Origin of the sequence: Streptomyces sp. NBC_00483 (genome assembly GCF_036013745.1) — a bacterium.
In the GTDB taxonomy this organism is placed as follows: Bacteria; Actinomycetota; Actinomycetes; order Streptomycetales; family Streptomycetaceae; genus Streptomyces.
Map to the genome: position 1 here is coordinate 713,263 of NZ_CP107880.1, position 22,935 is coordinate 736,197.

Here is a 22,935-nt window from a genome sequence, read left to right on the forward strand (position 1 = left end):
TTCACGGGCCCGATGCCGCGCCCGGCCACTCCGGGGCAGTGTTGTGGCGAACCTGCCGACAAGGAGCGCACGATGTCGTACTTCGAGAACATGCAGTACCCCGAGCCCCGCTACCACGGCGACAAGGGTGAGGTGAGCGCGTCGTTCCGCTCGGCCGACACCCCGCCGGAGGTGTCCTCGCCCGGCGGGTCCACCAGTTACCTCGCCACACAGGAGTCGACCGGCGGCGAATTCGGGCTCTACAAAGGCGTGTTGGGGCCGCGGTCCGCCGGGGCGAAGGAGCACTTCCACCGGGCGATGTCGGAGTCCTTCTACGTCCTGTCCGGCGAACTCGAGCTCTATGACGGCAAGAAGTGGGTGACGGGCCGGGAAGGAGACTTCCTGTACGTGCCGGCCGGCGGTCTGCACGCCTTCAAGAACACGACCGACGACCCCGTGTCCATGCTCATGCTCTTCGCCCCCGGCGCCCCGCGCGAGGACTACTTCGAGCGGGTCGCGGAGATGTCGCAGCGCGGCCCCGACGAGCTCAAGGAGTTCCGCGTCCGGCACGACAGCTACTTCGTGGAGGACTTCGACTTCGGGGCGGGGCCCGCACAGTAGCCGGCGCCCACCGGCTTCAGAGCAGCCACAGCCACCGCGCCACCAACACTCCCGCGACCAGCAGCACCGCGACCAACTCCAGCCAGAACAACCGGTGATCGCTCCGGCGGTCCTCGCGCGTCAGGTCCCGCACGCGCTGTGCGAGCCGCTCCGGGGCGTGGCCGTCGTTCGTCATCGGCCCGCCGCCACCTTTCCGGTCTTCTCGGTCTTGTCCCACGTCATTTGCTTGTTGCGGAGTTCCTGGACGAAGGAGGCGACCAGGCAGGCCGCCAGCAGCGAGCCGTAACCGGCCAGGTGCAGCAGGGGCGGGGCCAGCCACCGGAGCCGGGTCCCGGTCAGGAGTTCGGCGAGCCAGGCGATCGGCATCGAGAGGGCCGGCCATGCGTAGACGGCGAGCATCACCGGGTGGATCGAGTCGTCCTGCGGGAGCAGCCCCGAGCGCTCCAGCAGCGGCATGAAGATGCCGGGCAGCGCTGTGATCACGAGGATCGCCGTGGCGATCGCGCCGGAGTAGATCAGGGCCTCGAACCAGCTGCGGCGGAAGGTATCCGGGTCGATGACGGCCGACATGAACGTGATCAGGAGGTAGCAGATCAGGTTCGTCACCCAGAGGAGGTGGAACAGGGGCCAGGCGCGGTCGGGGTCGGTGAGGTAGAGGAAGAGCAGCGACGCCGAGCACAGCACGAGCAGGACGGGCGTGATCAGGAGGGAGAACCAGATCAGGCCGAAGAAGAAGGACCCGAGCCGGTGGTGGTGGTCGCCGCGCGCGGTGCGGCCCCGGAACCAGACGTCCTTGTAGCGGCGGGTGACCTGGACGTTGCCGCGGGCCCAGCGCAGGCGCTGCTTCCACAGGCCGGCCAGGTCGCCGGGTTCCTCCGCGAGGACGGTGGCGAAGCCGTCGAAGACGACGCGGCGGCGCGCGAGTTGGGTCTCGAACGTGGTGACCGTGTCCTCGGTGAGCGCGGACAGTTCGGGGTCGTGCAGGACGCTGCCCGCGACGACGATCCCGGAGTCCGTCTTATCGCGGGCGCGCGGCACCGCGGCCACCACCCGTCCGTCGGCGTTGGTGAGCACGTTCACGGAGTATTCGGTGCCCGGCAACATCTCCTGGAGCAGATACGTGCCGTCCTGCGGGAGCCGGGCGAGGTCCTCGGGGCGCTCGACGACGGTCACGCCGCGGGAGCCGGAGCCGGTGCGCGGCTTGGCGATCGCGGGGAAGCCGCCCTCGAAGTCGGCGCCCGGGACGCCGGCGGGGCCGATGAGGCGGGTGACCGGCTGGCGCACCCTGCCCTCGCACGCCTCGGCGAGACGCCACTTGTCGAGGCAGGTCTCCAGGCCTTCGGCGGACGGGACGAGCACGCGCACCCCGGCCTCGGCGAAGGAGTCGGCGGCGCGGGCCAGAGCCACGAGCTCGCTGCCCACCGTCGGGACGACGACGTCGACGGCGTAGCGGCGGCACATGGTCAGCACGGCCTCGGCGAAGTGCGGGGCGTGGCAGGCAGGCAGGCAGGCAGGCAGGCAGGCAGGCAGGCAACAGCAGCCGGTAGGCGCGCGGCACCAGGTACAGGCCCGCGCCGTTGGGGTCGATGTCGGCGGCGTACCGCTCCGCGGAGCCTTCGAGGGCCCGCAGGAAGCACACGCCGGAGGGCCCGCCCGCCGCCGGTCACCAGCACGCGGGGCGGCCGCCCGAGGGAGGCGGCGAGGTCCGGGACGGGCGTGGTGTGCGGCTCGGACATGGCCTGCGAGAAATCAGGCACGGTCTGCGGGACATCAGACCCGGTCCGCGGGAGATCAGTCATGGTCTGCGGGGAAGTAGCCGATCGGAGTGGCATCGCGGATGACCTCCAGAGGTTCTGCGTAGCGGGCCTGTGAGAAGCGGCCCCAGTAACGGGCGGTGGAGCGCAGCAGGTCCTCTTCGAGGTACCAGCGGCTCGCGGCCTGGGAGTGGTGTTCGTTGATCGCGGAGAGTTTCGCCTCGAGGTCGCTCGCGCGCAGGCCGACGAAGCGGTTGGGCCGGTAGGCGACGGTGGCGGAGGGCGACTGGTAGCACGCCACGCGCGGCACACGGCGGCAGGCCACGGGGGTGGCCCGGTGGACGGCCCGGTGGTCCTGGTGGGTGTCGCTGTCGGAGTGGACGAGGACGACGTCGGGCCGGGTCTCGGCCACGGTGCGTTCGATGGTCCTGACGGTGTGGCTGTCGTCGGAGATGGAGCCGTCGGACAGGTCCTCCATGACCAGGCGGGCGCCCATGGCCCGTGCCGCCCTGTACGCCTCCCCGCGGCGCTCGTCGGGGTCGCCGCCGCCGGCGCCGTGGGACAGCGTCAGGATGGTGACGTCCCAGCCCTCGTCGGCCCGCCGGTGGATGGTTCCGCCGGCCCCGATCTCCACGTCGTCGGGATGGGCGTCGACGACCAGCATGTGGATGCGGCTGCGCGGCTCGACGGTCTCGGCCGGGTCGGGCCGTTCGCGCAGGGCGCGGGTCACGGCCGCCACCAGACCGTCGTCGCTTCCGGTGAGTCCGGTGTCCCATACGGCGACGTCCCAGTCCGGCGCGGACGGCGGTGGCTGCTCCCCCACCTCGAAGAACGCCTCCGGCGACCCGACGGTGTGGACGCAGGCCGCCCCCTGGGCGCGCAGCGCGTCCGCGGCGGCCGTCCCGGCACCCTCGTCGTCACGGTCCGCCAGCAGGATGTGGGCCCCGGAAAGCCCGGAGGGGTCGCCCCGGGCGGGTGGGTGCAATCCGCCTTCCCCCTCATTCGAAGCGCGGGACTTTGGTCCCGGTTTGCCCGTCTCGTGCCGGGCAGGACGACCTTTGCTCACGGCCCGCCGCCGGTCCGTGCACCGAACCGTCCGACCGAACCGTCCAGTGGAAGCGACAGAGCATGCTCGCCAGCAATCCGAACCCCTCCGCCGACCGTCTCGCCGATCTCGCCGTCGCCGCCTTCACCCGCGAGGTGTTCCTGACGCCGAAGCCGGGACTACCGGATTGCCGGACCGCGCAGACCCCGTCCAACACCGTGTTCTCCTCGCTCGTCGACGCCGGTGTCGGCCTGCACGGCTCGTTCCGCGCCGCCGCCGAAGCGGGGGCCGGGGCCGACCTGGACCGGCTCGCGGCGGCCTGCGCCGACGCGCAGCAACAGGTGCCCTACGTCGCCTCTCTCAACGGCCTCGACGTCGCCGCCCGCTCGCTCTGCCTGCTGTCGGCCGCGTGGGCGCAGGGTGCACAGAGCGCCGACGAAGCCTGCCGCCTCGCTCTGGATCTCGACGCGCGGGTCGAACCCACCGGGGACTTCCGCGACGGCTACCGGGCCATGTCGGCCGAGGACAAGGAGCACCACCTGGCCACCGCGCCCACCGTCCTGCCGGAGCTGCGCGCGGCGCGGGAGCGGGGAGTCCCCGAGGAGACCGCGCAGCTCGACGCGCTCCTCACGATCATCGCGTCCATCGACGACGTCCGGGTGGCACAGGACAAGGGCCCGTTGGCGGTCCGCCTGATCCGGCAGGACGCCGCCGCCGTGCTCGCCGCGGGCGGCTCCGGCACCGAGGAAGGGAGCCGGCTGCTGTCCGAGCTCGACGAGGAGATGCTCCGCTACGGGATCTGCCCGGCGGCCGGCGGCGCCCTGCACACGGTGCTGCTCTTCCTGGACTCCGTCGTCGAGCGCCCGCTGGCGGCCGCGGCCTGACCCACGGTCCCGGCCCCCGAGCGACAGCACCGCATGGCGTACGCGGACTGGCCCGCCCCGGCCCTGGCACCGAGGCTGATGGGCACCGGCCACGTCGCGTACAGGAGGCACTCCCCCCGCATGGACGCCACCTCACCGGTGCCCGACGCCCGCACCCACCTGGCGCTCCAGTCGATCAGGGAACTCTTGGCAGCCCAGCGACGGCGGATCAGGAAGTACGCCGAGTCGTACCAGGACGAGGACGAAATCCCGGGGCGGGACCGGGACCAGGACCAAAATGCGGCCGAATCGACGGCCGCCGTCTCGTCCACTCCCCTGCCGCCTGCGCCCTCCGCCCGTGAGGTGCTCGAAGCCCTGTCCGTTCCTGCGCTCCTGGTGGCTCCACTCCTGGACGACGACGGCCGGATCCAGGACGCCCTCTACGTCGCCCGGAACGCGGCGGCCCTCGAGTACGTCGCCGAGCGCCTCCCGCAGGGCGGTGTCCCCCAGTGGAGTCGCCCCGCCTCGCTGTTCGAGCGGTTTCCGTCCCTGGCCGGGTCGCCGCTTCCCGACATGCTGACCGAGGCCCTGCGCCGGGGCGCCCCGCAGGGGCCCACCTTGGTCGAGTGGGTGATGACCACGACGCACGGCCCGGTGCGGATCAACGATCAGGTACGGGTGGCCCCTTGCGGCGAGCACCTCCTGATCACCTGGGAGCGCGGCCACCGGCTGCACATGGCGACGGCCGCCCAACAGCTGGTGCGCACCTGCTGGGCGGAGTGGAACCTGGGCGACGGCGGGGTCGATCCGTCGCGCGGGTTCCGCCGGGTCCTTGGCCTCGCCGGCCACGCGCACATCCCCACGCTGTCCGAGCTGGCGGCGACCGTGACCCCGGAGAGCCTGCCCGACCTCTACCGGACGCTGTACGACGTCATCCTGCGCAAACGCACGAGCGTCTGCGAACTGCGCATGAACGGAGCCGGTTCCCGGGTGATCCGGATGACCGCGGAGCCGGTTCGGATCGCCCCCGGCAGCCTGGTGTGGGCGCTGCGGGCCGTGCTCACGGACGTGACCGCCGAGCGGCGCCGTCGCGCGACCGCCGAGCGCGCGGAGCGCGAGGCACGGCGCCAGCGCGAGCGCGCCGAGGCCGTCGCCGAGGTCGCCGGCGTCCTGCGCGAGGCGGTCCTCCCGCACTTCCAGGACGAGCCGGCCGCCTACGGGCTCGAGGCCACCACCGTGTACCGGCCCGACGCCCGGGAGGCCGGGGTCGGCGGCGACTGGTACAAGGCGCGCAGGCTCCCCGGCGGGAGTCTCCTCGTCGCGCTCGGCGACGCCCGCGGGCACGGCCTGGCCGCGGTCACCCTCATGGCGAAACTCCGTTACGCGCTCGCGGGTCTCGCCTACACCGAGCAGCGGGTCGAGCAACTCACGCAGTGGCTCAACGAGTTGGCCTGCGCCGACGGCGCCGAGTCCACCGCGACCGCGATCATCGCCCGCTACCACCCGGAGCGGGGCCTGCTGCGCTGGACCTGCGCGGGCCATCCGCGCCCGGTCCTGCTGCGCGACGGTGCGGCCCGCCAACTCCCGGACCCCGAGGGCGGACCCGGCCTGCCCCTGGGTGTTCTGCCGGGTACGCCGTACACCGCGGTGGAGGTGTCCTTGCGGGTGGGCGACATCGTCCTGATGTACTCCGACGGGCTGACCGAGCGCCGCGACAGCGACCCCGACCTCGATACGCGGCGCTTCCTCGACGCGGCACAGGAGTGCCTGGGCGGTGCCGCCCCCGGCGCGGGGCACGAGGCGCTCAACGAGTATGCCGAGCGCATCGTCGGCGAGCTCGACGGTCCGCACCGCTCCGACGACGCGACGCTCCTGGTCCTGCGGCGCACCGCGATGTCCGCCTCGGCGCCTTAACGGTCCACCTCGGCGCCTTAACGACCGCTCAGCACCCTCCCCCGTGACGCCGGTGGACCTGGCCGGAACAACCGCGTTTCGCGCCGCGGGGGTTGTCGAAGGACCGCGCGCCTCTTAACGTTCGATCAGTCCTGGATCGGGTCCCCGCAGGCCGCCGCGGCCGGGGTGGCCCGGGCCGCCCGGCAGCCGTCGACGGGAGCCCCGCGTGTCCTCCGTGTCCGCCGCAACCGAAGCCACTGACGCAACCGACACATCAGGTCCCACCGCACCGCCCGGCCCCTCGCCCGACGCCTCCCTGCGGGCCGGTCGCCGTCTCTCGCTCGCCCACCAACTGGCGCGCCAGGCGCGGCGTACGCCCACCGCCCCTGCCCTGCGCCACCGGGACCGGGAGATCAACTACGCCGCCCTCGACGCGCGGGTGAACCGGCTCGCGCGCGCCTACGCGGCGCGTGGTGTCGGGCCGGGCCACCGGGTCGCCGCGCTGACCACCAACCGGATGGAGACGGTGGAGGTCTGGTTCGCCGCGCTGCGGCTCGGCGCGATCGCCGTGCCGATCAACTTCCGCCTGGTTCCCGCCGAGGTGGCCCATGTTCTCGGCGACTGCACGCCGACCGTGTTCGTGGTCGACGAGCCGCTGAGGGAACTGGGCCTGGAGGCACGGCGCCTGGCCGGTTCCGACTGCCGGGTACTGCACCTCGGAGAGGACGTGAGCAGCCCACCGGAGGGCACGGAGAGCCTCACCTCGGTGCGCGAGGCGTACGGCGAAGGGCCCGTCGAGGTCGACGTCGACGAGAACGATCCGGCGTTCCTGATGTACACCTCGGGAACCACAGGTCGCTCCAAGGGAGCCGTGCTCAGCCACCTCAACCTGGTCGTGAACACCCTGCACATGGCGGAGGTCCAGGCGCCCAGGCCCACCGACCGGGGCCTGTTGAACATCCCGATGTTCCACATCGCGGGCGTCGACTCGGTCGTCGCCTCCATGCTCTACGGCACCTGCACCGTCATCGGCGCCACCGTCGGCTTCGACGCCGCCGAGACGGTCGACCTGCTGGAGCGGGAGCGGATCACCGGCTGCTTCCTCGTGCCCAGCCAGTGGAAGGCGATCTGCGAGGTGCCGGGCATCCGGGACCGCAAGCTCGTGTTGAACAGCCTGAGTTGGGGCGCGTCCGTCGCGCCGCCCTCCGTCCTGGAGGCGATGAACGACACGTTCCCCGGTGTCGTCATCAGGAGCGCCTTCGGCCAGACCGAGATGGCCTCGGTGACCTGCTACCTCGACGGCGAGGACGCGGTGCGCAAGCTCGGCTCCGTCGGCAAGCCGGTGCGCCATGTGGACGCGCGGATCGTGGACGAGGACATGCGGGACGTGCCCGTGGGCGAGGTCGGCGAGATCGTCTACCGCGGCGGCAACCTGATGCTGGGCTATTGGAACAACCCCGAGGCCACCGCGGAGGCGTTCGAGGGCGGTTGGTTCCACTCCGGTGACCTGTGCCGGATGGACGACGAGGGCTACATCTACGTCGTCGACCGCAAGAAGGACATGATCATCTCGGGTGGCGAGAACATCTACTCCGCCGAGGTCGAGGCCGTCATCGACCAGCATCCCAAGGTCGCCGAGGTGGCCGTCGTGGGCGTGCCGCACCCCGAGTGGGTGGAGACCCCGCGCGCGTACGTCGTGCCGAAGGACCCGGCCGACCCGCCCACCGAGGCGGACATCACCGACCACTGCCGCGAACGGCTCGCCTCGTACAAGAAGCCGACCTCGGTCGTCCTCATCGAGGCGCTGCCGCGCAATGCCGCCGGGAAGGTGCTCAAGGTGCGGCTGCGCGAGTCCGCCCGCGACTGACCGGACTCCCCCGACGCCCGCACCCCAGACTGGACGGATCCGCATGCCTGACCTGACACACGAAGAGTTGACGGAACTGCGCGCCCGGATGGCCGCCTTCATCGACGACGAGGTGATCCCCGCCGAGAAGGCGCTCGCCGGCCGCACCCCCGAGGCCCGCGCCACGCTCACGGCCCTGCAGGAGCGGGCGAAGAAGCTGGACCTGTGGATCCTCGGCCATCCGGCCGAACTCGGCGGCAAGGGATTGCCGTTGTACGAGTTCGCGCTCGTCAACGAGATCATCGGGCGTTCCGAGTACGGCCAGTTGGCGGTCGGCACGTACACCATGCAGGACTCCATCATGCTCGACCTGTACGCCTCACGGGCGCAGCGCGAGCGCTGGTTGAAGCCGCTCGTCAATGCCGAGATCAGCCCGAGCGTCGGGCTCACCGAGCCGGAGGTGGCCGGCTCCGACCCCACCCGGATCGCGACGACGGCCGTGCTCGACGGCGACGAGTGGGTGATCAACGGCCACAAGTGGTTCACCACCGGGGCCAGCCGGGCCGCCTTCACCACGGTCTTCGCCCGCACCGACGAGGACGCCGCGAGTCCGCACGGCGCCGTCTCCGCGATCATCGTCCCGGCCGGCACACCGGGCCTGGAGATCTCCCGCGTCCTGGAGACGATGGGCGACACCGAGGGCGACCACTGCGAACTGCGCCTCACCGACGTACGGGTCCCCGCCGACCATCTCCTCGGCGAGCGCGGCGAGGGGTTCACCATCGCGCAGCGCCGGCTCGGCCCCGGCCGTATCTTCCACTGCATGCGCTGGCTCGGACAGGCGCAGCGCGCCTTCGAGTTGATGGTCGAGCGGGCCAACACCCGTTACGCGCATGGTTCGTTGCTCGCCGAGAAGGGTGAGATCCGGCGCTACGTCGCCGAGTCGGCCGCAGAGATCCACGCCGCCCGCCTGATGACGCTGGACGCGGCGCGCCGCTACGACCAGGACGGGCAGGCCCGCCTGGAGATCAGCATGGTGAAGTTCTGGGGCGCGCAGGTCCTGCACAACGTCGTCGACCGCGCCATCCAGGTGCACGGCGCGCTGGGCGTCACCGCGGACACCCCGCTGGAGGCCATGTACCGGCGCGCCCGCTACGCGCGCATCTACGACGGCCCCGACGAGGTGCACCGGATGGTCGTCGCGCGCAAGCTGCTCGCCGATGTCAGCAAGGCGCCGTGGGCGGGACTGCCCGCGTGAGTGAAGCGTTGCGGGAGGAACTACGGGCCCGGCTGGCCGAGTTGTGGGGCGGCCCCGTGGCCGTCGAGGGCTGGCGGCGACTGTCCGGTGGCGCCAGCCGGGACACCTTCTCCCTCGACGCCACGGCGGCCGACGGCATCGCGCACCCCCTGATCCTGCGCTGCGACCCGCCGGTGAAGCCGAGTCCCGAGGTGATGGCGCGGGAGGCCGCGGTCCTGGCCGCGGCGGCCGAGGCCGGGGTGCCCGTGCCCCGGCTCGTCGACCATGGCACCGTTCTCGGCCGCGCCCACCTGCTCATGGAGCACGTCGAGGGTGAGACGATCCCGCGCCGTCTGCTGCGGGACGAGCGGTTCGCGGCCGTGCGCCCGAAGCTGGCGCGCGAACTCGGCCGCATCCTCGCGCGCATCCACACGATCCCCGTCGCGTCCGTCCCGGACCTGCCCGAGGTGGACCCGCTCCATCAACTGGCCGACCTCTACCGCCAGTTCGACGACCCGCGTCCGGCGCTCGAAGTCGGTCTTCGATGGCTCGCCGATCACCAACCGCCGACCGTCCGCCCGGCCTGCGTCGTGCACGGCGACTTCCGCAACGGCAATCTCATGATCGACGAGACGGGCGTGCGCGCCGTCCTCGACTGGGAGCTCACCCACGTCGGAGATCCCGTCGAGGACCTGGGCTGGCTGTGCGTCAAGGCATGGCGGTTCGGGTCGCCGGAGCCGGTGGGCGGCTTCGGCCCGCGCGAGGAACTGCTCGCCGGGTACGCCGAGATCGCCGGTACCCGCCCGGGCGAGAACGAGCTGCACTGGTGGGAGGTGTACGGCACGCTCCGCTGGGCGGTGCTGTGCCGCATGCAGGCCGAGCGCTTCCTGTCCGGCGCCGAACAGGCCGTCGAGTACGCCGTGTTGGGGCGCAAGGTCTGCGAGCAGGAGTACGACGTGCTGCTCGCGCTCGGCGCCGCCGAACCCGGCCCCGTGCCCGACGTCCTCGCCGGCCGCGACGACACCACCGCCGCTCCCCCGCACGACCGGCCCGGTGCCGACGCGCTGCTGCGTTCCGTCCAGACCTTCCTGACCGAGGAGACGGCGGGCGATCCCCGGCTGCGCTTCCTGTCGAAGGTGGCGGCCAACGCCGTCGCCATCGCCCGCCGCGAGGCGCTGCTCGCGCCCGCCCAGGCCGAGACCCACGCCCGCCGCCTGGCCCTGCTCGGCCTCGCCGACGACCGCGCCCTCGCGGAGGCGATCCGCGACGGGGCCGTGCCGGCGGACGACGCGGCGGTCCTGGAAGCCGTACGAGGAGGCGTCACGGACAAGCTGGCGGTCGCCAACCCGGCGTACGCGGCACAGGTCGCCCGGTGACCGCCGCCCCGAACCCGTAGGAACGAGAACCGAGGAGCACACGCATGACCAGCACAAGGACCGCCCCCGAAACGGCTCAGCGGGTGACGGTCACCGTGACCGACGGCGTCGCCGACGTACGGCTCAACCGGCCCGAGAAGCGCAACGCGCTCGACCCGGCCATGTTCGAGGCGCTCGTCGCCACGGGCGAGCGGCTGAAGACCGAAGAGGGCGTCAGGGCCGTGGTGTTGTCCGGTGCGGGGCCCGACTTCTGTGCCGGGCTCGACTTCACCTCCTTCCAGGCGATGCGGGACGGGGAGCGCCTTTCGGGGCTCGCCGCGCTGCCGCCGTCGGACGGGCCCGCGCAGGCGGCCGGGCAGCGCGCCGCGTACGTCTGGGCCGAGCTGCCGGTGCCGGTGATCGCCGCGCTGCGCGGCAACGCACTCGGCGGCGGGCTGCAGATCGCACTCGGCGCCGACATCCGCATCGTCGCGCCGGATGCCCGGCTGAGTGTGTTCGAAGTGGCGTGGGGCCTGGTGCCCGACATGACGGGAACGCAGTTGCTGCCCGAGCTCGTCGGCCGCGACGTGGCGAAGGAACTGACCTTCACCGCCCGGACCGTGGGCGGCGAGGAGGCCGCACGCATCGGCCTTGCCACCTACACGGCGGACGACCCGGTGGCCGCCGCGCTGGAGACCGCGGGCCGGATCGCGGCGCAGAGCCCGCACGCCGTACGCGCCTCCAAGCGGCTCCTCGACCTCGCGGGCCGCACCGACCTCGCGACCGGCTTCGCCGAGGAACAGAAGGAGATCGGCGCGCTCATCGGCAGCCCGAACCAGGTCGAGGCGGTGGCCGCCCGCTTCGAGAAACGGGCACCCCGCTTCACCGACAGCTGACTCCCTTTACGCACTACGGACTTGAGGACTTGAGGACTTGAGGACAACGACATGACTGACGCTCAGCGGGCCACCGAAGCCACCGACGTGGGCACCGACTTCACGCAGATCCAGCTGCGGATCGCCGACCACGTCGCCACCATCACCCTGCACCGGCCCGAGCGGCTGAACGCCTTCACGCACATCATGGCCGAGGAGCTGATCGCCGCGTTCGACGTGACCGACGCCGACGACACGGTCAGGGCCGTGGTCGTGACCGGCGCGGGGCGTGGGTTCTGCGCGGGCGCCGACCTGGCGGGCGGCGCGTCCACGTTCGACCACCGGGCGGCCGGACGGGAGGGCGGGCGTACGGACTTCGGCACCATCGACGGCGCGCCGCGCGACGGTGGCGGGTGCGTGGCGCTGCGCATCGCCGCCAGCGTGAAACCGGTCATCGTGGCGGTCAACGGGCCCGCGGTGGGCGTCGGTTCGACGATGACGCTGCCTGCCGACATCCGGATCGCCGGGGAGTCGGCCCGCTTCGGCTTCGTGTTCGCCCGCCGCGGTCTGGTCCCGGAGGCGGCGTCCAGCTGGTTCCTGCCGCGGGTCGTGGGCATCTCGCAGGCGATGGAGTGGGTGGCCACCGGCCGGCTCTTCGACGCGACCGAGGCGCTCGCCGGGCGTCTCGTCTCGCGGGTCGTCCCGGACGACGAACTCCTGCCGACCGCGTACGCGCTGGCCGCCGAGATCGCCGAGAACACCTCCGCGGTCTCGGTCGCCCACGCGCGCCGCCTGATGTGGTCGATGCTCGGCGCGGCCTCACCGTGGGACGCGCACCGCCTCGACTCGGCGGCCATGGTCCGCCTGGGCCAGGGGCCCGACGCAGCCGAGGGCGTCACATCGTTCCTGGAGAAGCGCCCGCCGAAGTTCCCGGCGACGCTCGCCGACCACGCGGACACCCTGCCCGCGTGGCCGGAGCCGCCGGAGGACGTGCGATGAGCACACCTCTGGTGCCGCGTTCGCTACGCCGCTTCGGACAGCACGTCGAGTCGGTCGCGCTGCTCCCGGGTCAGCTGGAGGGATTCCGCGGCGACGTTCTCCTCCAGGTGGTCCAGGCGGGCGGTGCCGGGGATAGGGAGGACGACCGGTGAGTGGCCGAGGAGCCACGCCAGAGCCACCTGGGTGGGAGTGGTGTCGAGTTCCGCCGCCACGGCAACGCTAACAGGGAGGTTGACCTCAACATCGGTGCCCCGATCGGTGTCCAGCGCCGTCAAAGCCGTCCGAGGTCGCCCACCGCCTCGTACGCGGCCTCGCTCTGGCGCAGTACCTGACGTTCCAGCTCCTGGACGGGCAGTTCGTTCTCGCCCATCACGCCCGCCGCGAAGCGGGCCGCGACCCCGGCTCCGATGCACGCTGAGCGCCAGCGGGAGAACGCGACGTAGTACGGCAGTTGGGACACGTCGACGCCGGAGGCCTTCGCGTAGGCGTCGATCAGGTCGGTGCGACTACAGAAGCCGGGGACGGCGCTCGGTCCGGCCGTCGTCGGCGGGACCATGTCGCCCGGCTGCTCCCAGGTCGAGACGAGCCAGCCGAGGTCGGCCAACGGGTCGCCCAGCGTGGCCAGTTCCCAGTCGAACACGGCGATCACCGTGCCGTCGGGCGCGAAGGAGAGGTTCCCCGGGCGGAAGTCGCCGTGCACGATTCCCGTGTGCTGCGCCGGCACCCGGGCGAGCAGCGCGTCGTGCACCGTGTCGAGGAGCTTCAGGTCGGGTGCGCCCGAGCGGTGCACCTGCCGCTGCCAGCGGTGCAGTTGGCGTTCGACGTAGCCGCGGGGGCGTGCCATGTCACCCAGGCCGACCTCGGCGGGATCGAGCTCGTGCAGCGCGGCGAGGACCTCGACGAGGCTCGTACCGGCCCGGCGACGGGCCCGCTCCGGCCAGTCGCGTACGGCGTCCTGGTCGGCGCCCACCGTGCCGTCGACGAAGTCCATGACGTAGAACTCCGCCCCGGTGACCGAGGCGTCCGCACAGTAGGCGAGCGGGGTGGGCACCGGTACCGCGGTGGGGGCCAGGGCGGTCTGGAAGCGCCACTCGCGGCTCATGTCGTGCGCGGTGCTCAGGACGCCGCCCGTCGGCGGCCTGCGCAGCGCCCGCACCGTGCCGCTCGCGTCGGTCACCCGGTAGGTGAGGTTCGAGCGGCCGCCGGACACGAGGTCGAAGGTGAGCGGAGGGACGACGCCGGGGACGTGTGCGGCCACCCACTCGGCCACCGCGGGCTCGACGCCTGCCGTCGTCATGCCCGGCCCTGTCGCTCGGCCGGCTGCGCGTAGCGTGCCTTGAGTTTTCCCTTGACCAGCTTGCCCGTTGGTGTGCGCGGCAGTTCGTCCACGAAGTCGACGCTGCGCGGTGCCTTGTAGTGCGCGATCCGTTCCCGTACGTACGCGATCAGGCGCTCCTCCAGGCCGGGGCCCGGTGTCACGCCCGGCGCGGGCTGCGCCACCGCCTTGACCGCCTCGCCCATCTCCGGGTCGGGGACACCGATCACCGCGACATCGGTGATGTCGGGGTGCAGGGCGAGGATGTTCTCGATCTCCTGCGGGTAGATGTTCACCCCACCCGAGATGATCATGAAGGTCTTGCGGTCGGTGAGGAAGAGGTAGCCGTCCTCGTCGAGATGGCCCACGTCTCCGAGCGTCACCCAGTCCGTGTGCTCCGGGTGTTGGGCGCCCTTGGTCTTGTCGGCGTCGCCGAGGTACTCGAAAGTGCCGTCACCCTCCCGCGCGAAGTAGACCGTGCCGGTCTCCCCCGCGGCCAGCACCCGCCCCTCGTCGTCGCAGATCCGCGGCTGCCCGAGGATGGGCCGGCCCACCGAACCCGGCTTGGTCAGCCACTCCTCGGAGGTGATCAGCGTCATGCCGATGCCCTCGGTGGCGGAGTAATACTCGTACAGCTTCGGCCCCCACCAGTCGATCATCGCGCGCTTGACGTCCGGCGGGCAGGGCGCGGCGGCGTGCACGACGATCTTGTGGCTGGAGAGGTCGTAGGCGGTGCGGACCTTCTCGGGCAGCCGCAGCAGGCGGATGAAGTGGGTCGGCACCCATTGGCTGTGCGTGATGCGGTAGCGCTCGATGGCGCGCAGCGCGTCCTCGGGGTCGAAGCGCTCCATCATGACGACCGTCCCGCCGAGCGCGTGCACGGAGGCGCCGTAGCGCAGCGGCGCCGCGTGGTAGACGGGCGCGGGCGACAGGTACACCGCGTCCTTGTCGAAGCCGTAGAACAGGCGCAGCAGTTCGACGAGCGTGTCGCCCGGCTCGCCGACCTGGCGGTCCGGCAGCTCGGGGCGGATGCCCTTGGGGCGGCCGGTGGTCCCGGAGGAGTAGAGCAGGTCGGCGCCGCGCGGCTGGTCGGCCGGCGGCTCGGCGGACGCCCCCGCGAGCGCGGCCGCGTAGTCCTCGTACCCGTCGACGCTCCCGCCGTAGGCGAGCCGTACACGCACGGTGGCGGGGATCAGGCCCGCGACGTCCCGCGCCAGATCGGCCAGGGCGTCCGAGACGACCAGCGCGGCGGCGCCGGAGTCGCCCACGATGTACGCGATCTCGGGCGCGGACAGATGGTGGTTGACGAGGGTGATGTAGAGGCCGGAGCGGACCGCCGCCCAGTAGACCTCGTACGCGTGGATCGAGTTGTCGGTCAGCAGGGCGACCACGTCGCCGCGGCGCAGGCCCGCCTCCCGGAACACATGGGCGAGCCGGACGGAGCGTTCGTCCAGCTCCCCGTACGTCAGCTGTTCGCCGGTCGACGCCATGATGACGGCGGGGCGCTGCGGATCGGTCTGGGCATGGGCACCTGGATACACGGGACGCCTTTCGCATGGACGTGGACGCCGGTGGCCGTGGACTCTTTCTAAGTCACCCCGCGAGGCGGCAGCAAGACGTACGACGGAATGAATTGATCGTTCGTTCAGGGCGGGCGGGCACGGCTCAACTTCCCTCGGACCGGCCGGAGTCGGCGGCCGTCCAGCGGCGGAAGGCCCGCATGAAGCTCGACGGCTCCGAGTAGCCGAGCCGGTGCGCCAGCTCGGCCGCGGACAGCCGCTCGTCCCGCAGACCGTCCTGTACGAGGGTGAGCCGTACGTCGTCGAGCAGGCGCCGGTAGGTGGTGCCCTCGGCCGCGAGCCTGCGGCGCAGGGTGCGCGAGGTGATGTTCATCCGGCGCGCGATGTGCTCGATGCCGGGGTCGGGGCCGCCGCCCGCCAGCAGCTGCCTGCGCACCGTGCGGGCCGCGCCGCTCGCGCCCGCCCGCTGCGCCACGAGGCGTTCGCACAGCTCCCGGCAGATCTGCGCGGTGTGCGGATTCCCGTGCGGCAGCGGGCTGTCGAGGATGCCGTTGTCGTAGACGAGGGCGGTCGTCGCGGCGCCGTAGCGGACCGGCGCGTCGAGCACCGTGGGCCGCGCGGCGCCCGGCGGCTCGGGGAAGGCGAGGTCGACGCGGCGCAGCGGGACGGGCGGGCCGCCGGCGAACACCTGGCGGCCGAGGACGATGTTGGCGGCGCAGTCCCGTTCGACGAGGAAGCGCCGTACGTCGGCGGGGATCCGGCCGCCGTCCATGCGGTGCAGGACGTCGCCCGCCGCGTCCACGACGGCGCTGTGCCGGGCGAAGCCGAAGGTGAGCGCCGAGTACCGCAGCCCGTACCGGAACACCTCGCGCATCGTCGGGGCGCTGAGCAGCGCGTAGCCGAACAGGCCGAACGTGGTGACGTGGTAGCGGGCACCGACCTCGATGCCGAGACCCGGGCGGTCGCCGAGCCCGTGCAGCAGATTGCGGACGACGGCGATCTCCTGCGAGGCCTCGACGAGGTGGTGCGGGTCGCCGAGCGAGGCCGCGTCGATGCCCGTACCCCCGAGGCAGTCGGCCGAGCCCAGACCCTGTTCCGCGGCGAAGTCGAGCAGCAGGACGACGCCCGAGGCGGCGCGCGGAAAGTCCCAGTCGGTGAATCCCTCGGCGATGACCTCCGGCTGCGCGGCAGCCGTGTCCACCGGCACGGTCATGACCGGCCCTCCGTTTCCCGCTGTCACACGGCCAACGCCCGTACCCGTCAGGGGAGTTCATGACAGCACGGCGCTCTCGGCGGCCACAACCCGGCTGCGTGTCCGAATCTGTCCCGGCCTTGTCCGCTTTGGTCATGGAGGCGCTCGGGCGTGCCGCCCTAGCGTGAGGCAAGTGTGTCCGGCCCTGTCCGGCCGTCCGGTGGTTCGTGACGAGGGCGCGGTCGGGCGCGGCAATGTTGCCGAAGCAGGGAGGATGCGCATGCAGACCAAGGGAGCCCTGCTCCACAAGCCCGGCGAGGACTGGACGGTCGAGCCGATCGAGGTCGGCGACCCGGTCGCGGGCGAGGTGCAACTGCGCCTGGCCGCCTCGGGCTTGTGCCACTCCGACGAGCACTTCCGGGGCGGGGCGAACCTCGCCGCCTCCTACCCGCTTCTCGGCGGGCACGAGGGCGCGGGTGTCGTGACGAAGGTCGGCCCCGGTGTCGCCGGCGTCGAGGTGGGCGACCACGCCGTCCTCGGCTTCATCCCGGCCTGCGGTGTCTGTCGCCCCTGTTCGCAGGGTCTGCAGAACCTGTGCGACCAGGGCGCCAACCTGCTCACCGGGCAGTCCATCGCCGACAACACGTTCCGCACGCGCACCGCGGGCGGCGCCCCGGTCACGCCGATGTGTCTGCTGGGCACGTTCGCCCCGTACGTCACCGTCAGCCAGTCCTCCGTCATCAAGATCGAGAAGGACGTGCCGCTGGAGGCGGCCGCACTGCTGGGCTGCGGCGTCTCCACGGGCTGGGGCTCCGCCGTCTCCATCGGCAACACCCGGCCGGGCGACACGGTCGTGATCGTGGGTGTCGGCGGCGTCGGCATCAACGCGGTGCAGGGCGCGGCGGCGGCCGGCGCGCGGTTCGTGATCGCGGTGGACCCGGTCGAGTTCAAGCGGGACAAGGCACGGGAGTTCGGCGCCACGCACACCTTCGCCTCCATGGAGGAGGCCGCGGGTCCTGTCGCGGAGCTGACCTGGGGCGCGCAGGCCCACACCGTCATCCTGACCGTCGGCGAACTGCAGGGCGACCAGCTGGCCCCGGCGCTCGCGATGACCGCCAAGGGCGGCCAGGTCGTCGTGACGGCCATCGCGGACATGACGCAGATCGACGCCAAGGTCGGCCTCTTCGACCTGGCGCTGATGCAGAAGCGGATCCAGGGCGCCATCTTCGGCGGCATCAGCCCGCGCACCCAGATCCCCCGCCTCCTCGAGCAGTACCGCACCGGGCAGCTCAAACTCGACGAACTCACCACGCGCACCTACCGCCTGGAGGAGATCAACCAGGGCTACCAGGACATGCGGGACGGCAAGAACCTGCGCGGCGTGGTCCGTTACACCGACGCGGATTACTGAGCCAGGACCGGCCGACGAGGGGCGGGTCCCTGGAGAGTCACAGGCCGCCCCGTTCGCTCACCTGGCGGGCCACGTCGCGGAGCTTGACGTTGTTCTCCTGCGAGTAGCGGCGCAGCGTGGCGAACGCCTCCGCTTCGGTCAGGTCGTGGCCGGCCATGAGGATGCCCATGGCCTCACCGATGATGTGTCGGGTCTCCACGGCGCGGTACAGGGAGGCATGTTCGCGGGCGCTGGCGAAGGCCACGGCGGCGTGCGAGGCGAGGAGCCAGCCGGCGGTCTCACTGGCCTCCGTGAACGCTCCCGGCTTCTTGGAGTAGATGTTGAGAGCCCCGAGGTCGCCCTCGTTCTCGGTGTAGAGCAGGAAGCCCATCATGCTGCCGATACCGAGCTCGTGGGCGCGCGGGGCGTACTCGCGCCAGCGTGTCGTCTCGGTCGAGAGGTCCTTGAGGCGGAACACGGGGTGTCCGGTGCGGGCCGCGTCGAAGCACGGCCCCTCGCGAAGGCGGCCCTGGAGCCGGTCGCTGTCGACGACGAGTTGATCGGTGGCGGCCAGCGTTTCGACCTCGCCCTTGCGCAGGACGAGGATGCCCGCCGAGTCGCAGCCCTCGACCTGGTCGACGGCCCATGTGGTGATCTTGTGCAGCGTCGCGTCCACGGACTCCTGTGCCAGGAGCTCGCGCGCCATGGACGCCATATTCAGGGCGAAATCACGCCATTCCATGCCGTGCTCCTCGGCTTCGGGGTACGTACGTTCCTTGCGACGGGCCAAGCCTGCCACGTCCGCCCCGACCGGAACCTGTCGCGGTCCGGGGCGGACGTGGCAGGCTTGGCCCCACCACACACCGAATGGTCGGTCGGCAATTGAGCGGGAGGGGAAGCCGGCGTGAGGGAAGACAGCGTGACGGAATCCGGCGAACCGGGCCCCGCGGAGCGCATGTTCGCTGCGGACCTCGCCTCCCAGCTCCTCGGCATCGAACTCCTGGAGCACGGCACGGGACATGCCGCGCTCCGGATGAAGGTGACGGCGTCGATGGTCAACGGCCACGGCATCGCCCACGGCGGCTACATGTTCCTCTTCGCCGACACGGCCTTCGCCTGCGCCTGCAACAGCGAGGGCCCCGTCACCGTGGCCTCCGGAGCCGACATCACCTTCGTCGCGCCCGCACACGAGGGCGACGTGCTGGTGGCCACCGCCCACGAGGTCACCCGCTTCGGCCGCAGCGGCCTCTACGACGTGCGCGTGACGCGCGAGGAGTCGGTGATCGCCGAGTTCCGGGGGCGCAGCCGCAGGGTTGCTAGAGACCCAGGTCGCTGAGGCCCGGGTGGTCGTCGGGGCGACGGCCGAGCGGCCAGTGGAAGGCGCGGTCCTTCTCGGCGATCGGCAGGTCGTTGATGGAGGCGTGGCGCCTGCGCATCAACCCGTTCTCGTCGAACTCCCAGTTCTCATTGCCGTACGCGCGCTTCCAGTTGCCCGCGTCGTCGTGACACTCGTACGCGAAACGGACCGCGATGCGGTGGCCGTCGAACGCCCACAGCTCCTTGATCAACCGGTAGTCGAGCTCCTGGTTCCACTTGCGCGTGAGGAAGGCGACGATGTCGGCGCGCCCGGCCGGGAATTCGGCGCGATTGCGCCACTGGCTGTCCGGCGTGTACGCGAGCGAGACGCGCTGCGGGTCACGGGTGTTCCAGGCGTCCTCCGCCAGACGCACCTTCTGCACGGCCGTCTCGCGCGTGAACGGCGGAAGCGGCGGGCGGGCGGTGGCGGAGTCGTCCGGCGTGGCGGCGTGGTCGGTCAAACTCTGCTCACTCCTTCTGTCGTGGCCAGGACGCGCCCGCACCGCCCCCGGTCTCAGAGCAGTTCGAGCACCGTCGCGTTGGCCATGCCGCCGCCCTCGCACATGGACTGCAGACCGTAGCGGATGCCGTTGTCCTTCATGTGGTGCACCAGCGTGGTCATCAGGCGGGCGCCGGAGCCGCCGAGGGGGTGGCCGAGGGCCATCGCGCCGCCGTTGGGGTTCAGGCGGGCGTAGTCGGCGCCGGTCTGGCGCTGCCAGCCGAGGGAGACGGAGGCGAAGGCCTCGTTGATCTCGTACGTGCCGATCTCGTCGAGCGAGAGGCCCGCGCGCTCCAGGACCTTGGCGGTGGCCGGGATCGGGCCCTTGAGCATGGTGATCGGGTCGACGCCGGTGACGGTGCCCGTGTGGAAACGGGCCAGCGGCGTCCAGCCGTTGCGCGCGGCCACCTCGGACGTGGTGACGAGGAGGGCGGCGGCGCCGTCGGAGATCTGCGAGGCGTTGCCCGCCGAGATGACCCCGTCCTCCTTGAACGGCGTCTTCAGCCCGGCCAGCTTCTCGACCGTCGTGCCGCGCCGTACGCCCTCGTCGGTGTCGAAGAGCGTGCCGTCGGCGAGGGTGACCGGGGTGATCTGGTTCTTGAAGCGGCCCTCGTCGATGGCGCGGGCGGCTTTCTCGTGCGAGTCGGCGGCGTGCTGGTCGAGCTCGGCGCGGGTGAGTCCGAACTCCTCGGCGATCATCTCGGCGCCGACGCCCTGGTTGAAGACGACGTGGTCGTAGCGCTCGCCGACGAGCGGGCCGAACGGCTTGCCGGCCTGGCCGCCCGCGCGCGAGGAGCCCATCGGGACGCGGGACATGGACTCGACGCCGCCCGCGATGGCGATGTCGTACTGCCCGGCGATGACCCCGGCGGCGGCCTGGTGCACGGACTGCTGCGAGGAGCCGCACTGGCGGTCGATGGTCAGTCCCGGCACGGACTCGGGCCAGCCGGCGGCGAGCACCGCGAACCGGCCGACGCCACCCGCCTGCTCGCCGACCTGGGACACGCAGCCCCAGATGACGTCGTCGACGGTGGCCGGGTCGAGGCCGTTGCGCTCGGCGAGGGCCTTCAGGACATGGGCGGAGAGGTCGACGGGGTGGACGTCGGAGAGCGCGCCGCCCGGCTTGCCCTTGCCGACGGGGGTCCGTACGGCGTCGACTATGACTGCGTCACGCATGGTGAACTCCTCAACGTAATAAGGGGGTTGGCGCGGTTTGCGGGCGGCCTACTTGGGTGCCATGCGGATGGCGCCGTCGAGGCGGATGGTCTCGCCGTTGAGCATCGGGTTGGTGACGATCGACTCGACCATGTGCGCGTACTCGGCCGGCTGCCCGAGGCGGGCCGGGTGCGGCACCTGCGCGCCGAGCGAGTCCTTGGCCTCCTGCGGCAGCCGGCCGAGCAGCGGCGTCTCGAACAGGCCGGGCGCGATGGTCATCACGCGGATGTTCATGCGGGCGAGGTCGCGGGCGATGGGCAGCGTCATGCCGACGATGCCGCCCTTGGACGCCGAGTACGCGCACTGGCCGATCTGCCCGTCGAACGCGGCCACGGAGGCGGTGTTGACGATGACGCCGCGCTCGCCCTCGACCGGTTCGTTGCCGGTCATGGCCTGGGCGGCGAGGCGGATGACGTTGAAGGTGCCGATCAGGTTGATCTCGACGACCTTGCGGAAGGTGTCGAGGACGTACGGGCCCTCCTTGCCGACCGTGCGCCCGGCGGAGCCGATGCCCGCGCAGTTGACGGTGACGCGCAGGGGGGCGAGCGCGACGGCTGCCTCGACCGCGGCGGTGGCGTCGGCCTCGCTGGTGACGTCGCCGGCGACGAAGGTGGCGCCGATCTCCTTGGCGACGTTCTCCCCGTCGGAGGTGGGCAGGTCGAAGATGACGACCTTGGCACCCGTGGCGAGGAGCCGCTCGGCGGTGGCGCGCCCGAGGCCGGAGGCGCCACCGGTGATCAGGGCGGAGGACTGGGCGTCGATCTGCATGGCAGGTCCCTTGTTCGTCGTGGCGGTGGAGAAGGGGAGAAGGGTCAGAGGCCGAGCGACTTGGCGATGATGGTCTTCATCACCTCGTTGGTGCCGCCGTAGATGCGCGAGACGCGGGTGTCGGCGTACAGGCGGGCGATCGGGTACTCGGTGACGTAGCCGTAACCGCCGTGCAGCTGAAGGCACTTGTCGATGACACGGCCCGCGACCTCGGTGCAGAACAGCTTCGCCTTCGCGGCGTCGGCGACGGACAGCTCGCCCTCGTCGTGCAGTTCGAGGGCGCGGTCGGCCATCAGCTGCGCGGCCTCGACCTCGGTGGCGCACTCGGCGAGCACGAACTTGGTGTTCTGGAAGTGGGCGACCGGCTTGCCGAAGACCGTGCGCTCCTTCACGTAGTCGGTGGCGAAGCGCAGCGCCGCAGCGGCCGTCCCCGAACCGCCCAGGGCGATCATCAGGCGTTCCTGGGCGAGATTGTGGGACAGGTAGGAGAATCCCTTGCCCGCCTCGCCCAGCAGGTTCTCGGCCGGCACCTTGACGTCCACGAAGGCGAGTTCGGCGGTATCGGAGGCCTTGAGCCCGATCTTCTGGAGCTTGCGGCCGACGGAGAAGCCCTCGCTCGCGGACTCCACGACGAGGATCGACAGGCCGCCACGGCGGTCCTCGGGATCGTAGGGCGCGGTGCGCGCGACGACGAGGACCAGGTCGGCGAGGGCGCCGCCGGTGATGAACGTCTTGGCGCCGTTGAGGACGTAGTGCGTGCCGTCGGCGGAGAGTTCGGCCCTGGTCTGGATGTTGGCGAGGTCGGATCCGGTGCCGGGCTCGGTCATGGCGATCGCCGTCATGAGGTCACCTGAGGCGAAGCCGGGCAGCCAGCGCTCCTTCTGCTCCTGCGTGGCGTACGTCAGCAGGTACGGCAGGATCAGATTCGAGTGCACCGAGTAGTTGCCGAAGGTGACACCGGCGCGTGTCGTCTCCTCGACGGCGACGGCCGCGAACTTGAGGCTGGCCTCGCCCGCGCCGCCGAACTCCTCGGGCACCTGGATGCCGAGCACGCCCAGCTCGCCGAGCCTGCGGTAGAAGTCGCGCGGCGGGTGCCCCTGTTCCTCCCACTCCTGGTGGACGGGGGTGACTTCCTTGGCGATGAAGTCCCGCAGCATCCGGCGGAACGCCTCATGGTCCTCGTTGAACAGCGTACGGCGCACAGCGGCCCCTT

Annotated in this window: 21 protein-coding genes and 1 pseudogene; 10 read left to right on the top strand and 12 right to left on the bottom strand. The window is 71.7% G+C overall.

Annotated elements, in window-relative coordinates; genetic code table 11:
- Positions 1-72: 72 nt before the first annotated feature.
- A complete protein-coding gene (locus OHA73_RS02990) occupies positions 73-600 on the top strand; it encodes a cupin domain-containing protein (protein WP_267072260.1) in 528 nt (175 codons plus the stop codon).
- 16 nt (positions 601-616) lie between these two features.
- Here the strand turns inward: OHA73_RS02990 and OHA73_RS02995 are convergent, their stop codons facing one another.
- From OHA73_RS02995 to OHA73_RS03005, 3 genes are all read right to left on the bottom strand, one after another.
- Positions 617-775 carry a hypothetical protein gene (locus OHA73_RS02995; RefSeq protein WP_267072259.1) on the bottom strand — a complete coding sequence of 53 codons (159 nt, stop codon included), beginning with the start codon at positions 773-775 and terminating at the stop codon, positions 617-619.
- Positions 772-2,130 (bottom strand): ATP-grasp domain-containing protein, encoded by a 1,359-nt coding sequence (locus OHA73_RS03000; protein WP_327658392.1) that lies wholly within the window; start codon positions 2,128-2,130, stop codon positions 772-774. The genes OHA73_RS02995 and OHA73_RS03000 overlap by 4 nt, the downstream gene beginning before the upstream one ends.
- Positions 2,131-2,391: 261 nt before the next feature.
- On the bottom strand, positions 2,392-3,339 hold the full coding sequence (locus tag OHA73_RS03005) for a PIG-L deacetylase family protein (protein WP_327654054.1): 948 nt from the start codon (positions 3,337-3,339) through the stop codon (positions 2,392-2,394).
- Between the two features lie 143 nt (positions 3,340-3,482).
- Between OHA73_RS03005 and OHA73_RS03010 the strand changes: the two genes are divergently transcribed.
- From OHA73_RS03010 to OHA73_RS03040, 7 genes are all read left to right on the top strand, one after another.
- Positions 3,483-4,283, top strand: coding sequence for a triphosphoribosyl-dephospho-CoA synthase (locus tag OHA73_RS03010; protein ID WP_327654055.1), 801 nt, complete (start codon positions 3,483-3,485; stop codon positions 4,281-4,283).
- A gap of 120 nt (positions 4,284-4,403) precedes the next feature.
- On the top strand, positions 4,404-6,176 hold the full coding sequence (locus OHA73_RS03015) for a PP2C family protein-serine/threonine phosphatase (RefSeq protein ID WP_327654056.1): 1,773 nt from the start codon (positions 4,404-4,406) through the stop codon (positions 6,174-6,176).
- 205 nt (positions 6,177-6,381) lie between these two features.
- Positions 6,382-8,022, top strand: coding sequence for an AMP-binding protein (locus tag OHA73_RS03020; RefSeq protein WP_327654057.1), 1,641 nt, complete (start codon positions 6,382-6,384; stop codon positions 8,020-8,022).
- 43 nt (positions 8,023-8,065) lie between these two features.
- The gene (locus tag OHA73_RS03025; RefSeq protein ID WP_327654058.1) at positions 8,066-9,259 is read left to right on the top strand and encodes an acyl-CoA dehydrogenase family protein; all 1,194 of its coding nucleotides are present in this window, start codon (positions 8,066-8,068) and stop codon (positions 9,257-9,259) included.
- The gene (locus OHA73_RS03030; RefSeq protein ID WP_327654059.1) at positions 9,256-10,614 is read left to right on the top strand and encodes a phosphotransferase family protein; all 1,359 of its coding nucleotides are present in this window, start codon (positions 9,256-9,258) and stop codon (positions 10,612-10,614) included. The genes OHA73_RS03025 and OHA73_RS03030 overlap by 4 nt, the downstream gene beginning before the upstream one ends.
- 44 nt (positions 10,615-10,658) lie before the next feature.
- Entirely contained in the window at positions 10,659-11,489 is an 831-nt protein-coding gene (locus OHA73_RS03035; RefSeq protein WP_327654060.1) for a crotonase/enoyl-CoA hydratase family protein, read from the top strand.
- 51 nt (positions 11,490-11,540) lie between these two features.
- Positions 11,541-12,467: an enoyl-CoA hydratase-related protein gene (locus OHA73_RS03040; protein WP_327654061.1), complete on the top strand. Its 927-nt coding sequence runs from the start codon at positions 11,541-11,543 to the stop codon at positions 12,465-12,467.
- Positions 12,468-12,490: 23 nt separating this feature from the next.
- Here the strand turns inward: OHA73_RS03040 and OHA73_RS03045 are convergent.
- The 4 genes and pseudogenes from OHA73_RS03045 to OHA73_RS03060 all read right to left on the bottom strand — a co-directional run.
- Positions 12,491-12,682: pseudogene (locus OHA73_RS03045) on the bottom strand (aldo/keto reductase); the annotation flags it as partial.
- A gap of 56 nt (positions 12,683-12,738) precedes the next feature.
- Positions 12,739-13,764 (bottom strand): phosphotransferase family protein, encoded by a 1,026-nt coding sequence (locus OHA73_RS03050; protein ID WP_327654062.1) that lies wholly within the window; start codon positions 13,762-13,764, stop codon positions 12,739-12,741.
- Positions 13,761-15,323 carry an acyl-CoA synthetase gene (locus OHA73_RS03055; RefSeq protein ID WP_327654063.1) on the bottom strand — a complete coding sequence of 521 codons (1,563 nt, stop codon included), beginning with the start codon at positions 15,321-15,323 and terminating at the stop codon, positions 13,761-13,763. The genes OHA73_RS03050 and OHA73_RS03055 overlap by 4 nt, the downstream gene beginning before the upstream one ends.
- A gap of 124 nt (positions 15,324-15,447) precedes the next feature.
- On the bottom strand, positions 15,448-16,515 hold the full coding sequence (locus tag OHA73_RS03060) for an AraC family transcriptional regulator (protein WP_327654064.1): 1,068 nt from the start codon (positions 16,513-16,515) through the stop codon (positions 15,448-15,450).
- Positions 16,516-16,774: 259 nt separating this feature from the next.
- On the opposite strand from OHA73_RS03060, the gene OHA73_RS03065 reads away from it, so the two are divergent.
- Entirely contained in the window at positions 16,775-17,905 is a 1,131-nt protein-coding gene (locus OHA73_RS03065; RefSeq protein WP_266717644.1) for an NDMA-dependent alcohol dehydrogenase, read from the top strand.
- A 37-nt stretch (positions 17,906-17,942) separates the two neighbouring features.
- On the opposite strand, the gene OHA73_RS03070 is transcribed toward OHA73_RS03065, so the two are convergent.
- Positions 17,943-18,626, bottom strand: coding sequence for a GAF and ANTAR domain-containing protein (locus tag OHA73_RS03070; protein ID WP_266717642.1), 684 nt, complete (start codon positions 18,624-18,626; stop codon positions 17,943-17,945).
- Between the two features lie 213 nt (positions 18,627-18,839).
- Between OHA73_RS03070 and paaI the strand changes: the two genes are divergently transcribed.
- Positions 18,840-19,220 (top strand): hydroxyphenylacetyl-CoA thioesterase PaaI, encoded by a 381-nt coding sequence (gene paaI, locus OHA73_RS03075; RefSeq protein ID WP_443063195.1) that lies wholly within the window; start codon positions 18,840-18,842, stop codon positions 19,218-19,220.
- On the opposite strand, the gene OHA73_RS03080 is transcribed toward paaI, so the two are convergent.
- Genes OHA73_RS03080 through OHA73_RS03095 form a run of 4 tightly spaced genes read right to left on the bottom strand, consistent with a single transcriptional unit; the run spans position 19,201 to position 22,924 of the window.
- Positions 19,201-19,701: a nuclear transport factor 2 family protein gene (locus OHA73_RS03080; RefSeq protein ID WP_327654066.1), complete on the bottom strand. Its 501-nt coding sequence runs from the start codon at positions 19,699-19,701 to the stop codon at positions 19,201-19,203. The genes paaI and OHA73_RS03080 overlap by 20 nt on opposite strands.
- Positions 19,702-19,754: 53 nt before the next feature.
- The gene (locus tag OHA73_RS03085) at positions 19,755-20,915 is read right to left on the bottom strand and encodes a thiolase family protein (RefSeq protein ID WP_327654067.1); all 1,161 of its coding nucleotides are present in this window, start codon (positions 20,913-20,915) and stop codon (positions 19,755-19,757) included.
- Between the two features lie 48 nt (positions 20,916-20,963).
- On the bottom strand, positions 20,964-21,722 hold the full coding sequence (locus OHA73_RS03090; RefSeq protein WP_266717636.1) for a 3-hydroxyacyl-CoA dehydrogenase: 759 nt from the start codon (positions 21,720-21,722) through the stop codon (positions 20,964-20,966).
- A 44-nt stretch (positions 21,723-21,766) separates the two neighbouring features.
- Positions 21,767-22,924 (bottom strand): acyl-CoA dehydrogenase family protein, encoded by a 1,158-nt coding sequence (locus tag OHA73_RS03095; RefSeq protein ID WP_327654068.1) that lies wholly within the window; start codon positions 22,922-22,924, stop codon positions 21,767-21,769.
- Between the last annotated feature and the right edge of the window lie 11 nt (positions 22,925-22,935).

Bases quoted from the DNA above. Each gene is read 5' to 3' on its own strand.
- paaI (WP_443063195.1), top strand. From the start codon at position 18,840: ATGTTCGCTGCGGACCTCGCCTCCCAGCTCCTCGGCATCGAACTCCTG.
- OHA73_RS03025 (WP_327654058.1), top strand. From the start codon at position 8,066: ATGCCTGACCTGACACACGAAGAGTTGACGGAACTGCGCGCCCGGATG.
- OHA73_RS03085 (WP_327654067.1), bottom strand. From the start codon at position 20,915: ATGCGTGACGCAGTCATAGTCGACGCCGTACGGACCCCCGTCGGCAAG.
- OHA73_RS03090 (WP_266717636.1), bottom strand. From the start codon at position 21,722: ATGCAGATCGACGCCCAGTCCTCCGCCCTGATCACCGGTGGCGCCTCC.
- OHA73_RS02995 (WP_267072259.1), bottom strand. From the start codon at position 775: ATGACGAACGACGGCCACGCCCCGGAGCGGCTCGCACAGCGCGTGCGG.
- OHA73_RS02990 (WP_267072260.1), top strand. From the start codon at position 73: ATGTCGTACTTCGAGAACATGCAGTACCCCGAGCCCCGCTACCACGGC.
- OHA73_RS03065 (WP_266717644.1), top strand. From the start codon at position 16,775: ATGCAGACCAAGGGAGCCCTGCTCCACAAGCCCGGCGAGGACTGGACG.
- OHA73_RS03040 (WP_327654061.1), top strand. From the start codon at position 11,541: ATGACTGACGCTCAGCGGGCCACCGAAGCCACCGACGTGGGCACCGAC.
- OHA73_RS03070 (WP_266717642.1), bottom strand. From the start codon at position 18,626: ATGGAATGGCGTGATTTCGCCCTGAATATGGCGTCCATGGCGCGCGAG.
- OHA73_RS03050 (WP_327654062.1), bottom strand. From the start codon at position 13,764: ATGACGACGGCAGGCGTCGAGCCCGCGGTGGCCGAGTGGGTGGCCGCA.
- OHA73_RS03035 (WP_327654060.1), top strand. From the start codon at position 10,659: ATGACCAGCACAAGGACCGCCCCCGAAACGGCTCAGCGGGTGACGGTC.
- OHA73_RS03015 (WP_327654056.1), top strand. From the start codon at position 4,404: ATGGACGCCACCTCACCGGTGCCCGACGCCCGCACCCACCTGGCGCTC.
- OHA73_RS03060 (WP_327654064.1), bottom strand. From the start codon at position 16,515: ATGACCGTGCCGGTGGACACGGCTGCCGCGCAGCCGGAGGTCATCGCC.
- OHA73_RS03010 (WP_327654055.1), top strand. From the start codon at position 3,483: ATGCTCGCCAGCAATCCGAACCCCTCCGCCGACCGTCTCGCCGATCTC.